This is a genomic window from Mycobacterium deserti, from assembly GCF_025345615.1.
Classification (GTDB): Bacteria; Actinomycetota; Actinomycetes; order Mycobacteriales; family Mycobacteriaceae; genus Mycobacterium; species Mycobacterium deserti.
Map to the genome: position 1 here is coordinate 83,805 of NZ_JAODWD010000008.1, position 14,514 is coordinate 98,318.

Below are 14,514 nucleotides of genomic sequence, written 5' to 3' on the forward strand. Positions count from 1 at the left end.
CATCGTGCGCAAGACGATTCTGGTCGATGGGTTGAGCACCGGTTACCTCGAAGCGGGTCAGGGTGATCCGGTTGTGCTGTTGCACGGCGGGGAGTTCGGCGTCAGCGCCGAACTCGGCTGGGAGAACAACATCGCCGCCCTGGCCGAGCACCATCGCGTGCTCGCACTCGACATGTTGGGATTCGGCGAATCGGCGAAGGTCATCGACTTCAACGACGGCCGTGGAATGCGGATCCGGCACATCGCGCGCTTCTGCGCCGCGGTCGGCGTCGAGTCCGCACACTTCGTCGGCAACTCGATGGGTGCGGTCAACATGTTCGTCGACAGCACGTCGGATTCGCCTGTGCTACCTGCGCGCAGCATGGTGATGCTGTGTGGGGGCGGGGAGATTCAGCGCAACGAGCACTCGGCGGCGCTTTACGACTACGACGCCACGCTCGCGGGCATGCGGCGCATTGTCGAAGCGCTGTTCTTCGATCCCTCCTATCCCGCCGACGAGGACTACGTGCGGCGACGCTACGAGTCCAGCATCGCGCCGGGAGCGTGGGAGGCGTTGGCCGCGGCGAGGTTTCGCAGGCCGGGCCTTGAGCCGCCACCTCTGCCCTCGAGTAGGCGCGCCTACGACCGCATCGGCGTTCCGGTGCTCGTGGTCGAAGGCGCTGGCGACAAACTGCTGCCGCGCGGGTGGGCCGCACAGATCGCCGGCCAGATCGCCGGCGGACGCTCGGCCGTGGTCGACGACGCCGGGCACTGTCCGCAGATCGAGCAGCCGGACGCGGTCAACGCGCTCCTGTTGTCGTTTCTGGCAGAACAACGGGAAGGCGCGACGAGATGAGCGGCGAACTGGCGGACAAGGTCGCCGTCATCACGGGTGGGGCATCGGGTCTGGGCGAGGGCCTGGTTCGGCGGTTCCACGCCGAAGGGGCCAAGGTGCTGTTCGGCGACATCGACAGTGAGGCGGGTGCGGCATTGGCGGCCGACCTCGGCGCCAACGCTCGGTTCATCGAGACCGACGTGTCCGACATCGAGCAGGTGGGTCGACTGGTGTCGACCGCCGTCGAGGATCTCGGCGGGCTGCACGTCATGGTCAACAACGCGGGCGTGTCCGGCAAGATGTTCCTCAAATTCCTCGACGACGACCTCGCCGATTTCCACCACGTGATGGCCGTCAACGTGCACGCCGTGATGGCAGGTACGCGTGACGCCGCACGGCACATGTCGGAACACGGTGGCGGATCGATCATCAACCTGACATCGATCGGCGGGATTCAGGCCGGCGGTGGTGTGATGACTTACCGCGCGTCTAAGGCTGCGGTCATTCAGTTCACCAAGTGTGCCGCAATCGATTTGGCGCACTGGGAAGTTCGGGTCAACGCTATAGCCCCCGGCAACATTCGCACCGCAATCGTGCGCAAGTCTGCGACGGGAGAAGACCTGGAGCGACTCGAACAGTTCGAGGAGAAGATCCGAGCGCAGATGCGCAACGACCGTCCCCTGAAGCGGGAGGGCACCGTCGAGGACGTCGCCGAAGCCGCACTCTATCTCGCCACCGACCGCTCGCGGTACGTCACCGGAACGGTGCTGCCCATCGACGGCGGCACGGTCGCGGGCAAGGTGATCGTGCGCAAGGAGAAGAAGGTGGACGCCGCCGGACCGTGATTCCTTTAAATCAGTCGCTTGACTTAACAGGTGTGACCGGGTTCACTGGAGGAGTGACCACGGCCAGAACTGTGCGGACCGAGCGAGCCAGCATCACGCGAGAGGCCATCCTGGCCGCGGCGGAGCGTCTGTTCGCCGAGCACGGCGTTTACGCGGTGTCGAACCGCCAGGTCAGCGAGGCGGCCGGGCAGGGAAACAACGCTGCCGTCGGCTATCACTTCGGCACCAAGGCCGACCTGGTGCGCGCGATCGAGCAGAAGCACCGCGTCTCGATCGAACGGCTGGTGTCGGGGATGGTCGCCGAGGCAGGCGAATCCACCGACCTTCGTGACTGGGTCGCATGCCTGGTGTGTTCGCTCACCGAGCATCTCGCCCAGATCGGCAACCCCACGTGGTACGCGCGTTTTGCCGCGCAGGCCCTGGCCGATCCCGAGTACCACAAGATCGTGGTCAAGGGCGCGCTCGAGTCGCCGTCGGTGCAACAGGTCGTCCACGGCATCACCCGATGCCTACCGGACCTGCCACCTGCGGTGGTCACCGAGCGCAACATCATGGCGCGCAACCTGATGGTGCACACGTGCGCGGACTTCGAGCGTGCCTTCGCCGAAGGCGCGGCCATGCCGAGGACGAACTGGAGTGCCGTGGGCACCAGCCTGATCGACGCGATCGTCGGCATGTGGCGGGCCCCCGTCTCGGAGCATCCGTGACATGAAATTGACCGTCGATCAGGACAAGTGCGTTTCGTCGGGCCAATGCGTGCTCAACGCGACCGACCTCTTCGACCAGCGCGACGACGACGGTGTCGTGCTGCTGCTCAACGACAGCCCATCCGCCGACCAGACCGAGGCTGCCCGCAAGGCCGCAGCGGCCTGTCCGGCGCTCGCCATCCACATCGAGGAATGACACCAGTCCATGTCTGACACGTTGACGTCCAACACCGACGAGGCCACCGCCGACATCCCCGAGTATCCGATGGAGCGTGACACGCGTTGCCCGTTCGCGCCGCCACCGCAGATGCTCGCGATGGGTGAGTCGAAACCACTGTCGCGCGTACGGATCTGGGATGGCAGCACGCCGTGGTTGATCACCGGTCACGCGGTGGCCCGCGAGCTGTTCGCCGACTCGCGGGTCAGTGTCGACGACCGTCGCGAAGGTTTCCCCCACTGGAACGAGCACATGCTCTCCACCGTGAACAAGCGACCGCGGTCGGTGTTCACGTCCGACGCGGAGGAGCACACCCGCTTCCGCCGGATGCTGTCCAAGCCCTTCACGTTCAAACGGGTCGAGGGCCTGCGCGCGACCATTCAGAATGTCACCGATGAGTGCATCGACGCGATCCTGGCCGGGCCGCAGCCCGCGGATATGGTCAGCAAGCTCGCCCTGCCTGTGCCCACGCAGGTCATCAGCGAGATGCTGGGCGTCCCTTACGAAGACCACGAATTCTTCCAGCATCACGCCAATGTCGGCCTGGCCCGGTACGCGAAGGCCGAGGACGGCCAGAAGGGCGCCATGGGCCTGGCGCAATACCTGATCAACCTCGTTCAGACGAAGATGGAGAACCCGTCCGAGGACGCGGTGTCCGACCTGGCCGAACGCGTCAACGCGGGCGAGATCAGCGTCAAGGAGGCCGCGCAGCTGGGCACCGGCCTGCTCATCGCGGGCCATGAGACGACCGCCAACATGATCGGCATCGGCGTCCTGGCGCTGCTGGAAAATCCCGAACAGGCAGCGGCGCTGCGGGATTCCGACGATCCGAAGTTCATCGCAAACGCGGTCGAAGAACTGATGCGCTACCTGTCGATCATCCAGAACGGCCAGCGCCGCGTCGCGACCGAGGACATCGAGATCGCCGGCGAGACCATTCGCGCGGGTGAGGGCATCATCTTGGACCTCGCGCCGGCGAATTGGGATAGCCGCGCGTATCCCGAGCCGGACAAGCTCGACCTGAGCCGCGACGCCGGCCAACAGCTCGGCTTCGGCTACGGCAGGCACCAGTGCGTCGGTCAGCAGCTGGCCCGCGCCGAGCTGCAGATCGTGTTCCACACCCTGCTGCGACGCATTCCCACGATGAAGCTGGCGATCCCGCTCGACGAGGTGCCGTTCAAACACGATCGCCTCGCATACGGCGTCTACGAACTTCCGGTGACTTGGTAACGCCACCGAAAAACCCTAATCCACAGCCTGATTGGAGTACCGACGATGTCTACACCAACCGCTACGCTCTACCCTGCTGAGGGTTGGGGCGCACCTAAGAACCGCCACGGTCACGCCAGCGGAGGTGTGGCGGGTCTGCCCGCCGACACCGAGATCTTCTCGGCCGACAACCACATCTCGGTTGCCGATGACATCTTCTACGAGCGCTTCCCGGAAGAGCTCAAGGGTGCCGCACCGCGCATCTGGTACGAGGACGGCGCATACATGGTCGGCATGATGGGCAAGGCCTGGACCGGTGGTGACTTCGGTCGCGTGCTGATGCAGTACGACGACCTCGCGGGCGCCGCGTCGAACAACATCGAGGCCCGTATCCGGGAGCTCAAAGAGGACGGCATCGACAAGGAACTGGCGTTCCCCAATGCGGTCCTGGCGCTGTTTCACTACCCGGACAAGGCGTTGCGCGAGCGCGTGTTCCGTATCTACAACGAGCACATCGCCGATCTGCAGGAGCGCAGCAAGGGTCATTTTCACGGCGTCGGCCTGATCAACTGGTGGGATCCGAAGGGCACCCGCAGCACGCTCGAGGAACTCAAGTCGTTGGGTCTCAAGACGTTCCTGTTGCCGCTGAATCCCGGTAAGGACGATGAGGGCAACATCTACGACTACGGCAGCACCGACATGGACGCGGTCTGGGACGAGATCGAAGCGTCCGGCGTGCCGGTCAGCCATCATATCGGCGAGACTCCGCCCAAGACGCCGTGTCAACACAACAGCGTCGTGGTCGGCATGATGGTCAACGTCGACTCGTTTCGCGAGCAGTTCGCGAAGTACGTCTTCTCCGGCATTCTGGATCGTCACCCGACGCTGAAGATCGGCTGGTTCGAAGGCGGGATCGCCTGGGTGCCCACCGCTTTACAGGATGCCGAGCACATGCTGGCCTCCTACCGGCACATGTTCAACCATGAGCTCGAACACCCGGTGCAGCACTACTGGAGCAACCACATGAGCGCATCGTTCATGGTCGATCCGCTGGGCCTCGAACTCATCGACAAGATCGGCGAGGACAACGTGATGTGGTCGTCGGATTATCCGCACAACGAGTCGACGTTCGGCTACTCGGAGAGGTCGCTGAAGACCGTCGTCGACGCCGTCGGGCCCGAAGCCGCCACCAAGATCGTCAGCACCAACGTCAAGAATTTCCTGGGGATCTCGTGACAGCGACGTTCGCGCACTCCGCGGGATCGGCGCTGATCGACATCCCGGACCTGCCGGACCGGGCTCGTATGTACCGCGAGTGCGGCGCCCGGCTTCGGGACTCCATGCGGGAAAGAGGCGTTGGCGCACTCGTGCTGCTGGGTAACGGAAACGTGGTTTACGCGACCGGCGTCAGCTGGCCGCTGTTGGACGCCGGGCTCTCCCACGTCGAGCGTCCGGTGGCGATCGTGCTGGCCGACGATCCGCACCCGCACCTGTTCATGCCGATGCGCGAGGGGTCGGCCGCCGAAAGCGAAGTGCCCGCCGATCACGTGCACGGACCGCTGTACCTCGAGTTCGACGAAGGTGTCGAGCATCTGGCCAAGGTGCTGGCCGACCTCGTGCCGGCAGGCGCGACCGTCGCGGTCGACGAGTTGACCGGCGCCATGCGCCGCGCCCAGACCCGGCTGTTCCCTGCCGGACCGCCCTCGGACGCGGCGCAGGTGGTCGGGCCGGCGAAACTGGTCAAGACGCCCGACCAGATCGCCTGTATCCGCAAGGCGTGCCGTATCACCGAAGAAGCCGTCGTCGACGTGCAGAAGTCGCTCGCCGCCGGCGTCCGGCAGATCGACCTGTCGGCGCAATTCGTCAGGCGGGCATTCGAACTCGGTGCGACGGCCAACATGCTCGAGGCCATCTGGCAGGTGATGCCGAAGTCGAAGGCCGAAGGCACCTGGACCACAACCGGAGACCTCGCGCTGCCGCTGCTGACGACCGAGCGCGAACTGCAGCACGGCGACGTCCTGTGGACCGACGTCAGCATCACCTACCAGGGTTACTGCTCCGATTTCGGTCGCACCTGGAAGGTCGGTGACGAAGTGTCGGACCGGCAGCACGCGCAGTTCGACAAGTGGCGCTCGATCCTCGACGCCGTGCTGTCGGTCACCAAGGCCGGTGCGACGTGCGGCGACCTCGCGCGTGCGGCGATCGCCGCCAACGGGGGGAAGAAGCCGTGGCTGCCGCACTTCTACCTGGGCCACGGAATCGGCACCAATGCGGCCGAAATGCCGATGATAGGAACCGATCTCGGCGAGGAGTTCGACGACAACTTCGTCTTCCCCGCAGGCATGGCACTTGTGCTCGAGCCGGTCGTCTGGGAGGACGGCACCGGCGGTTACCGCAGCGAGGAGATCGTCGTGATCACCGAAGACGGCTATCAGTCCATCACTGATTACCCCTACGCGCCCTATGGTCGCGACCTGATCGGCGGTTCCAATGGGCACTGAGATCCTTCCCGATCCCAAAGCGCTGCGCAGCGGACGGCGGGACCGCGTGCTGGCGCAGATGGCCGCCGCCGACATCGACATCCTGGTGCTCGGCCGGCAGGCCAACGTCCGGTACGTGACCGGTGCGCCGCAACTGTGGGTTGCGGGCACCAGGCCCTTCGGACCGATCTGTGAGGTGGTCCGCTCGACCGGCGAGATCCACCTCAACAGCACCTGGGACGAGGGCATCCCGGACGAGATCAGCCACGACCATCTCTACGGGCTCGCATGGAACCCGATGACGCTGATCGACGTGCTGGGGAAGCTGCCGGGCGCGGCGACTGCGCGCCGCGTCGGAACCGACTCTCTGACACCGACGTTCGCTCAACTGCTGCCGATGGCGTTCCCCAACGCCGAACTGGTCGATGCAGAGCCCGAGTTGCGGGCGGCCAGGCGGATAAAGACGGCCGACGAGATCACGGTGCTGCGCGGCGCGTTCGGAGTGGCCGAGCGTGCGCTCGACGCCGCACGTGCGGAGCTGGCCCCTGGAGTCACGGAGCAGTCGCTGACCGGTGCGCTACTTGAGGCAATGGCCGCGGGCGGTGTCACCACACCTGCTACCCAGGACGGCGCCTGGATCACGCCGAAGGACCATTCGTGGCGGCGCGGATCGATCGACGGCCGGGTTGCCGACGGCGACCTGGTCGCGCTGTCGGCGGGTGCGTTGGCCGACGGGTACGTCGGCGAAGTCGGCCGGACCTGGCCGGTGGGCGAGGCCGCGGACGTCGCAGAAGTGCAGGCTCTGTTTCGGCGCTCGAATGAGCTGTGGGAGCGCTTGATCGACGCGTGTCGTCCCGGCGGGGTCGCCAGCGATCTGTTGCAGGCGTACGAGGCGGCAGGCGAGCCGCTGCCCGCGACACCCGTTGCGCACGGGTTGGGCCTCGGGTTCGATCCGCCGGTCGTCTCGGCGGACTTACCTGCCACCTGTGCTCAGGAGCGGCTGGAGCCGGGCATGGTGCTGGCGGTCACCGGATATGTGTGGCGGGCAGGCATCGGGGCGGTGTTCACCAGGGACGCGGTGCTGATCGGAGACGACGGCGCCGAGGTGCTCACCTCGAGCCCGACGTACGGGGCCGTCGAGGCGACGGCCTGAGCCGGCGTCGCGCAGACGAGGAGCAGTCGACTCGATGCCGTCAGGCGAACGTCCGTCACCCGAGGAGATCGTCCTCTACGACAAGGACCCGGACACCAAGATCGCGACGATCACGTTCAACCGTCCCGAATACCTGAACGCGCCGACGTCGGCGGCCAGGTTGCGGTATGCGGATCTGTTGCGCGCGGCGACCGTCGACGACGACGTGAAGGTCGTGGTGATTCGCGGCGTGGGGGAGAACCTCGGCAGCGGGGCCGACCTGCCCGACTTCATGGCCGGTGACGACGATGCGCGGTTGGCCGAGTTGCGGGTCGACGACCAGGACGTCACCTATCCGCCGAAGGAGTCGTTCCGCCACGGCGCGACAATGGGCCAGTGGTACGCCAACGTCGCGGCGGGTAACCGGGCGCTGCAAGAGCTCAAGAAGATCAGCATCGTCGAAGCCAAGGGATATTGCTACGGCTGGCACTTCTACCAGTGCGCCGACGCCGATCTGGTGATCTCCAGCGACGACGCGCTGTTCGGTCACCCGTCGTTCCGGTACTTCGGTTGGGGCCCGCGGATGTGGACCTGGGTGATGACCATGGGACTGCGACCATTCCAGGAGATGGTGTTCACCGGTCGCCCGTTCACCGCCGACGAGATGTTTCAGTGCAACTTCCTCAACAAGGTGGTCGCTCGCGATCGGCTCGAAGACGAGGTCGCCAAGTATGCACACGCGTGTGCGCGAAACCGGCCGACCGACAGCGTGTTCCAGCAGAAGATGTTCTTCGAGGTGGTCAAGCAGTTTCAGGGCGAGTACATGGGCAGCCTCCTGTCGGCGATGTTCGAGTCGATGGGCGGCGCGGCCCGTCCCGACGGCAACGACTTCATGCTCGGCGACGCGATCGACGCGGGTCTGGCCGACGCGGTCAACGACAACGACGACAAGTTCCCGCCGGAGTTCCGGCTGAGCAAGAAGAACAGAGAGAAGAAGGACCGGTAGTGGCGGCGTTGGACGGATACACGGTCGTCGATCTTTCCAGCGGGATCGCTGGCGGCTACTGCACCAAACTGCTCGCCGACGGCGGTGCCACGGTGGTCAAAGTCGAGTCGCCGCAGGGCGATCCACTGCGAAGCTGGTCGGCGTCGGGGGTTGAGATCGCGCCAGGCAGCGACGGTGCGTTGTTCAGCTTCCTGGCCTGTTCGAAGCACAGCGTCGTCGTGGACCCGCGCAAGGGCGACGACCTCAACCTGTTGAGAAGTCTGGTGGCCTCCGCCGACGCGGTGGTGTGGTCCAGCGGGTCTGCGGTCGTCGATCTGGCGGAGTTCGCGCCGGCAGCGTTGGCCGACGAACACCCTCACCTGACGGTCACGTCCATCACGCCGTTCGGCCTGGACGGGCCGTGGGCCGCCAAGGCGGCGACCGAATTCACCGTCCAGGCGTGGTCGGGTGGGGTGATCGGTCTCGGCCGTGGCGCGCAGGACCGGGCGCCGCTGTTCGTCGCGGGTCAGATCGGTGAATACCTCGCGGGGGCGTACGCGGCGGCAGCCACCATGTCGGTCTCCAACGGCCTGGTCGACCTGTCGATGCTGGAAACTGAAATCCTCTGCCTCACCTACTATTCGGTGTCCTTTGCCGATGCGCTGGCCCGGCCGTTCCGCGACCGCCGCCGCCTGACGATTCCCGGCGTCGCGACCGCCGCCGACGGGCTGGTCGCACTGGGATGCGGTACGGCGCAGCAGTGGTTCGACCTGTGCGCCATGGTGGGCCACGACGAATGGATCGACGAAACGTCGGAATTGTCCATCACCGAGCAGGCCAACATCCACGCCGAAGAGATCTACGAGTGGGTGCGCGAGAACCGCGTCGAGGACATCCTGGAGTTGTCCAGCGCCTTCCGCATTCCCAACGCGCCGGTCGGAAACGGTGCCACCGTCACCTCGTTCGACCAGTTCGCCGAGCGCGGGACCTTCGTGACGAATCCACGCGACGGGTTCACCCAGCCGGGGCCGCCGTACCGCACCAGTCCGTCGTTGGTGCGCCCACCGCAACCCGCGCCAACGCTCGGCGAGCACACCGAGACCTACCGCCGAAATGGAATTCCGGGCTATCAAGCCGAGGGCTTGATAGCCCGGAATTCCATTTCGGCGACATCGCGGTTCGACGGGTTGCGGGTTCTCGACATGACGAGCTTCTGGGCGGGCCCGTCGTGCACCCACGTGCTCGCGATGTTGGGGGCCGAGGTGATTCACGTCGAATCGACGGCGCGGCCGGACGGCACGCGACTGATCGCCGGTGTGCCTGTCACCGAGAGCCAGTGGTGGGAGCGATCGCCGATCTTCTCCGGCCTGAACACCAACAAGAAGAGCGTGACGCTCGACATCCGCTCGCCGCGCGGCGTCGAGTTGCTCCGCGAACTGGTCAAGACGTGCGACGTCGTCGTCGAGAATTACACGCCTCGCGTGCTCGACCAGATCGGACTGGACTTCGACGACGTACAGCAGTTGCGCCCCGACGCGATCATGATGCGCATGCCCGGCTTCGGTCTGGACGGTCCATGGCGCGACAAGCCGGCCTTCGCCTACGTGATCGAGGATGCCTCCGGCATCACCTGGCTGACGGGTCATCCCGACCACAACCCCGTTGAGCCCTATTCGGTCGGCGACCCGAACGCCGGAATCCACGGCCTCAACGCGTTGCTGCTCGCGTTGAGGCATCGGCAGCGCACCGGCGAAGGCGTGCGCATCGAAGCCGCGATGGTCGACGCTGCACTCAACGTCGCCGCCGAACAGGTCGTCGAGTACTCGGCGTACGGCAACCTGCTGCAGCGCGACGGCAACCGCGGCCCCACCGCGGCGCCGCAGAACCTGTACCGCACCAGTGAACTCGACGAATTCGGGCGCCCCGACGACTGGGTCGCCATCGCGGTCGCGACCGACGAGCAGTGGGCGGCACTGGTGGCGGCGCTCGACCATCCGGTGTGGGCCGACGACGAGTTGGCCACTGTCGCGGGCCGGCGGCGGCGCCACGACCACATCGATGAGCACCTGAGTCGGTGGTGCGCGGCACGAACCGGCGACGAGATCGTCGAGACGCTCTGGCCGGCAGGGGTTCCCGTCGCCAAGGTGATGCAGCCGCACCGCGTTGGCGACCTGCCGCAACTGGTGCACCGCGGCTTCTACGAAGCCGTCGACCACCCGGTGAACCCCGCCGCCCGCCACAGCACGCTTCCCGTGCGGATCTCGACCGGCCCGCAGCGATTTCACCAATCAGCCGCGCCGCTTCTCGGGCAGCACAATCGTGAGGTGCTCGGCGACCTGGGACTGAGCGAGAGCGAGATCGCCGACCTAGAGGAGCAGGGGATCATCGGCACCGCTCCGGCGATGGCCATCCGCACCACCAAGACCGGTTAGCCTCGACCCGTGGCCATCGATCCGTCCGACATCCGCCTGGACGGCCGCGTCGCGGTGGTGACCGGTGGGGGAGCAGGTATCGGCCGGGGCATCGCCGCGGGATTGGCGGCGTTCGGCGCCTCCGTCGCGATCTGGGAACGCGATCCTCAGACGTGCGCGTCGGCGGCCGAAAGTGTTGGCGCACTGGGCATCGTCGCCGACGTCCGCGACAGCCAGCAGGTTGACGCCGCGCTGGAACGCACCATCGACGAACTCGGCGAGGTGTCGATTCTGGTCAACAACGCCGGCGGTGTTTTCAATTCGTCGATCCTGGACACCACGGAGAACGGCTGGGATGCGCTGTACCGGTCGAACCTTCGTCACGTGCTGCTGTGCACTCAACGGGTCGCGCGTCGGCTCGTGGCCGCGGAGCACGCCGGCAGCATCATCAACGTCACCTCGATCGAGGGCGCGCGCGCCGCGCCGGGGTACGCCGCCTACGCCGCGGCCAAGGCCGGCGTCATCAATTACACCAAGACCGCGTCGTTCGAGCTCGCGCCGCACAACATCCGGGTCAACGCGCTGGCGCCCGATCTGACGCTGACCGAGGGGCTCGTTCAACTCTCCGGTGGTGCGCTTTCGCCGGATGAGGCACCGGGCATTCCGATGGGACGGCCTGGCCATGTCGACGAGATCGCCTCGGCCGCAGTGTTCCTCGCCTCCGACATGGCCAGCTACATCACCGGTCAGACCATCCACGTCGACGGCGGAACAGAGGCCGCGGGCGGCTGGTATTTTCACCCGCAGACCGGCGCGCCGAAGCTCGGCCCCGCCTAGGTCAGTGGGTCCAGCCCTCGGCGATCTGCTCGTCGAAGGCGCGGTCGATGCGCTCGAACCGTCGCCGGATCGAGTCGCGGGCAGCGCGGTGCGGAACGATGTAGAGGCGGTTGGCGGCGACGGCCTCGACCGTCAGGCGGGCCACGTCATCGACGTCCAGCACCGAATCGTCCGAGGGCGCCGACGACGCCAACTGCTGCACGGTTTGCGCCTCCGAGCGCGGGGGACCGTATTCGGCATTCCTGACGTTCTCGGTGTTGGCCATCAGGTTGGTGTCCACGATCATCGGGCACAGCACCGAGACGCCGATCCCGTTGGCGCGCACCTCGCGTGACAGCGTCTCGGCGAGTGCGACGACGCCGTACTTCGCCACGCAGTACGGCCCCAACCCGACGTTCGGAATCAGTCCCGCGAACGACGACGTGAACACGATGTGGCTGTCAGCCCCCTGCTCGATCAGCCGCGGCAGAAACGCCTCCACCCCGTGAATGGGGCCCCACAGGTCGACGTCGATCACGAACCGCCAGTCGTCGTGCGACGTCGCCGCGATCGGCCCGGCGTAGGCGATCCCCGCGTTGTTGAACACCACGTGCACATCTCCGAAGACGCCGAACGCCTCGTCGGCCAGCCGGGTGACGTCGTCGAGCTTGCGGACATCGCAGATGACGCCGTGCGCGTCGGTGCCGCCGTCGCGCAGGGTGGTCACCGCGGCGTCGAGTGCCGAGGAGTTGATGTCCGCCAGCATGATGCGGGCGCCACGGCGCGCGAACTGCTTGGCGGTGGCGAATCCGATGCCGTCGGCGCCGCCGGTGATGACGACCGCGCGCCCCTCGAAACTGTTCACGGCGCGAACCCTATGCGGTCACGACAGTTCGCGCGGCTGATCCCATGCCGGCTCGCCCAGCTTCGCGCGGATGGCACCCCATGGGTCGGCGTACTGTCCCGGCGCTTTCCAGTAGGCGCCCCGCCGCTTGAGCACCGCACGGATGGCGGGCGCCAGCGGTGAGAACAACCGCATCGCATGGCGGGTCCATCCGACGTTTTTCGCCAACTCGGCCTGCATGTCCGGCCATGAATAGTGCTGAAACTGCAGGGCTTCCTGAGCGCGGGTGGTATCCATCCAGTCGGTGACGAACCAGGCGCTGTCGTCGTTGGGGTTGCCGGGCCGGCCCGCAGGCAGCACACCGGCCAGGCCGCGTGCGGCGGCCAGGGCGGGCCCCGCGTCGCATTGCAGAATCCGGTGCGAGTCGTCGCCCGCGATCAGCAGGATCTCGCCGACCACGTCGGCGGTGGTGGCGGCGGCGAACGCCCACGCCACATCGCGGACGTCGACGCTGTGCAGCCTGCCGTCGGCGGGCAGCAGGCTTTCGAAGTACAGCGCGTCGGCACTGAACGGGATGGCCTTGGGGTCGACACTGAGCACACCGCCTAGTCGCAGCACCACCCACGGCAGGCTCGACCCGCGCACGATGGCTTCGGCTTCGGCCTTCTGGCCGCTGTAGACGTCACCCGGTCGCATCGGCTCGTCGGCGCGAAGCGGTGGTGTGGTGGTGTGCGGATTGCGCGGGCCGAACACCGCATTGCTCGACGCATGGACGAAGCGCGGCGGTGTGGGCGCTGCCTCAGCGACCCCGACCAGTGTCGCTGTGGCGTCGACGTTGATCTTGCGTGCAAGCTTGGCATTGCGGTAGATCGGCGGTGCGATGATGGCCGCGAGATGAATGATGACCTCAGGGGTCACGTCGGAGATGAGGCGCCGCACCGCGTCCGCGTCCGTCAGGTCGGTCCACCGCACTTGCGCGCCGGTCGGCAACGCCTCGGCCTTTTCGCGGTTGGCTGCGGTGTCGAGGTCGGCGACCACGACGCGGCGGCCGAGTTCGGACAGCCTTCTGACCGTCGCCGAACCGACCAGGCCGAACCCGCCGGTGACGAGCACATTGTCTGACATGCAACCCCCTGAGACCAGACGTAGTATGGCATTCTCTTTTTTGGAGAGTACCAAATCCGCAGGTAAGAGCCGAAGAAACAATTGCCCGTCTACCTGGGGCGAGAAGTGGGAACAACCAGATCATGAGCAACGGGGCGGACAAAGACGTCGCCAAGTGGGATCCCGGGTTCACCCGCGCGATCACCGACCGCGTGGGTCCGATCATCAAACGGTATTTCCGCGCAGAAGTGCGTGACCTCCACGCAGTGCCCTCGGCGGGGGGTGCGCTGGTCGTGTCGAATCACTCCGGTGGCATGTTGACGCCGGACGTGCTCGTCTTCGCGCCGGCGTTCTACAAGAAGTTCGGCTATGACCGGCCCGTCTACACGCTGGGGCATGACGCGATCTTCGTCGGGCCGGTCGGGGACTGGTTGCGCCGCGCGGGCGTCATCGAGGCGAACCGCGAGAACGCCGCCAAGGCGCTTCGGGACGGCGCGCTGGTGTTGGTGTTCCCCGGCGGCGACTACGACTCCTACCGTCCGACGTTCACCGAGAACGTGATCGACTTCAACGGGAGGACGGGTTACATCCGCACCGCGATCGAGGCCGGCGTGCCAATCGTGCCCATCGTGTCGATCGGCGCGCAAGAGACCCAGCTGTTCCTCGCGCGCGGCGATTCCATCGCGCGCCGTCTCGGTCTCAAGCGGTTACGCGCCGAGATCTTGCCGATCAGCATCGGCTTCCCGTTCGGCTTATCGGTCTTCTTCCCGCCCAACCTGCCGTTGCCGGCGAAGATCGTCACGCGGGTCCTCGAGCCGATCGACATCGCCGAGGAGTTCGGTGACGACCCCGATGTCGAACAGGTCGACCTCCACGTCCGCGCTGTGATGCAGGAGGCTCTCGACGAACTCGCCCGCGAGCGCCGCTTTCCTGTGCTTGGGTGACGGGTG

14 protein-coding genes are annotated in these 14,514 nt (G+C 66.3%); 12 read left to right on the forward strand and 2 right to left on the reverse strand.

What is annotated here, in order from left to right; translation table 11 throughout:
* The first annotated feature begins 1 nt into the window (after nt 1).
* The 11 genes from N4S67_RS27770 (at nt 2) to N4S67_RS27820 (ending at nt 11,637) form a co-directional block, all read left to right on the forward strand.
* Nucleotides 2–835 (forward strand): alpha/beta fold hydrolase, encoded by an 834-nt coding sequence (locus N4S67_RS27770; protein WP_260996306.1) that lies wholly within the window; start codon nt 2–4, stop codon nt 833–835.
* Nucleotides 832–1,659, forward strand: a complete 828-nt coding sequence (locus N4S67_RS27775; protein WP_260996273.1) for an SDR family NAD(P)-dependent oxidoreductase — start codon at nt 832–834, stop codon at nt 1,657–1,659. Before N4S67_RS27770 ends, N4S67_RS27775 begins: the two co-directional genes overlap by 4 nt.
* 32 nt (nt 1,660–1,691) lie before the next feature.
* The gene (locus N4S67_RS27780; protein WP_260996274.1) at nt 1,692–2,366 is read left to right on the forward strand and encodes a TetR family transcriptional regulator; all 675 of its coding nucleotides are present in this window, start codon (nt 1,692–1,694) and stop codon (nt 2,364–2,366) included.
* A gap of 1 nt (nt 2,367) precedes the next feature.
* Entirely contained in the window at nt 2,368–2,562 is a 195-nt protein-coding gene (locus N4S67_RS27785; protein WP_260996275.1) for a ferredoxin, read from the forward strand.
* A gap of 9 nt (nt 2,563–2,571) precedes the next feature.
* Nucleotides 2,572–3,813, forward strand: coding sequence for a cytochrome P450 (locus tag N4S67_RS27790; protein WP_260996276.1), 1,242 nt, complete (start codon nt 2,572–2,574; stop codon nt 3,811–3,813).
* Nucleotides 3,814–3,858: 45 nt separating this feature from the next.
* Nucleotides 3,859–5,028: an amidohydrolase family protein gene (locus N4S67_RS27795; RefSeq protein WP_260996277.1), complete on the forward strand. Its 1,170-nt coding sequence runs from the start codon at nt 3,859–3,861 to the stop codon at nt 5,026–5,028.
* Between the two features lie 68 nt (nt 5,029–5,096).
* Entirely contained in the window at nt 5,097–6,293 is a 1,197-nt protein-coding gene (locus N4S67_RS27800; RefSeq protein WP_260996307.1) for a M24 family metallopeptidase, read from the forward strand.
* The gene (locus tag N4S67_RS27805; RefSeq protein ID WP_260996278.1) at nt 6,283–7,425 is read left to right on the forward strand and encodes a M24 family metallopeptidase; all 1,143 of its coding nucleotides are present in this window, start codon (nt 6,283–6,285) and stop codon (nt 7,423–7,425) included. The genes N4S67_RS27800 and N4S67_RS27805 overlap by 11 nt, the downstream gene beginning before the upstream one ends.
* Nucleotides 7,426–7,459: 34 nt before the next feature.
* Nucleotides 7,460–8,410 carry an enoyl-CoA hydratase/isomerase family protein gene (locus tag N4S67_RS27810; RefSeq protein ID WP_260996279.1) on the forward strand — a complete coding sequence of 317 codons (951 nt, stop codon included), beginning with the start codon at nt 7,460–7,462 and terminating at the stop codon, nt 8,408–8,410.
* Nucleotides 8,410–10,821, forward strand: a complete 2,412-nt coding sequence (locus N4S67_RS27815; RefSeq protein WP_260996280.1) for a CaiB/BaiF CoA-transferase family protein — start codon at nt 8,410–8,412, stop codon at nt 10,819–10,821. Before N4S67_RS27810 ends, N4S67_RS27815 begins: the two co-directional genes overlap by 1 nt.
* A gap of 9 nt (nt 10,822–10,830) precedes the next feature.
* Nucleotides 10,831–11,637 carry an SDR family NAD(P)-dependent oxidoreductase gene (locus N4S67_RS27820; protein WP_260996281.1) on the forward strand — a complete coding sequence of 269 codons (807 nt, stop codon included), beginning with the start codon at nt 10,831–10,833 and terminating at the stop codon, nt 11,635–11,637.
* Nucleotide 11,638: 1 nt separating this feature from the next.
* Here the strand turns inward: N4S67_RS27820 and N4S67_RS27825 are convergent, their stop codons facing one another.
* The gene (locus tag N4S67_RS27825) at nt 11,639–12,481 is read right to left on the reverse strand and encodes an SDR family NAD(P)-dependent oxidoreductase (RefSeq protein WP_260996282.1); all 843 of its coding nucleotides are present in this window, start codon (nt 12,479–12,481) and stop codon (nt 11,639–11,641) included.
* An 18-nt stretch (nt 12,482–12,499) separates the two neighbouring features.
* Nucleotides 12,500–13,585: an NAD-dependent epimerase/dehydratase family protein gene (locus tag N4S67_RS27830; RefSeq protein WP_260996283.1), complete on the reverse strand. Its 1,086-nt coding sequence runs from the start codon at nt 13,583–13,585 to the stop codon at nt 12,500–12,502.
* Nucleotides 13,586–13,707: 122 nt separating this feature from the next.
* Here N4S67_RS27830 and N4S67_RS27835 point away from each other — a divergent pair, with 122 nt between their 5' ends.
* A complete protein-coding gene (locus N4S67_RS27835) occupies nt 13,708–14,508 on the forward strand; it encodes a lysophospholipid acyltransferase family protein (protein ID WP_260996284.1) in 801 nt (266 codons plus the stop codon).
* Nucleotides 14,509–14,514: the final 6 nt, after the last annotated feature.

Excerpts from the sequence above, each read along its gene's own strand:
- N4S67_RS27785 (WP_260996275.1), top strand. The coding sequence starts at position 2,368 with ATGAAATTGACCGTCGATCAGGACAAGTGCGTTTCGTCGGGCCAATGC.
- N4S67_RS27830 (WP_260996283.1), bottom strand. The coding sequence starts at position 13,585 with ATGTCAGACAATGTGCTCGTCACCGGCGGGTTCGGCCTGGTCGGTTCG.
- N4S67_RS27835 (WP_260996284.1), top strand. The coding sequence starts at position 13,708 with ATGAGCAACGGGGCGGACAAAGACGTCGCCAAGTGGGATCCCGGGTTC.
- N4S67_RS27800 (WP_260996307.1), top strand. The coding sequence starts at position 5,097 with ATGTACCGCGAGTGCGGCGCCCGGCTTCGGGACTCCATGCGGGAAAGA.
- N4S67_RS27795 (WP_260996277.1), top strand. The coding sequence starts at position 3,859 with ATGTCTACACCAACCGCTACGCTCTACCCTGCTGAGGGTTGGGGCGCA.
- N4S67_RS27775 (WP_260996273.1), top strand. The coding sequence starts at position 832 with ATGAGCGGCGAACTGGCGGACAAGGTCGCCGTCATCACGGGTGGGGCA.
- N4S67_RS27810 (WP_260996279.1), top strand. The coding sequence starts at position 7,460 with ATGCCGTCAGGCGAACGTCCGTCACCCGAGGAGATCGTCCTCTACGAC.
- N4S67_RS27805 (WP_260996278.1), top strand. The coding sequence starts at position 6,283 with ATGGGCACTGAGATCCTTCCCGATCCCAAAGCGCTGCGCAGCGGACGG.
- N4S67_RS27790 (WP_260996276.1), top strand. The coding sequence starts at position 2,572 with ATGTCTGACACGTTGACGTCCAACACCGACGAGGCCACCGCCGACATC.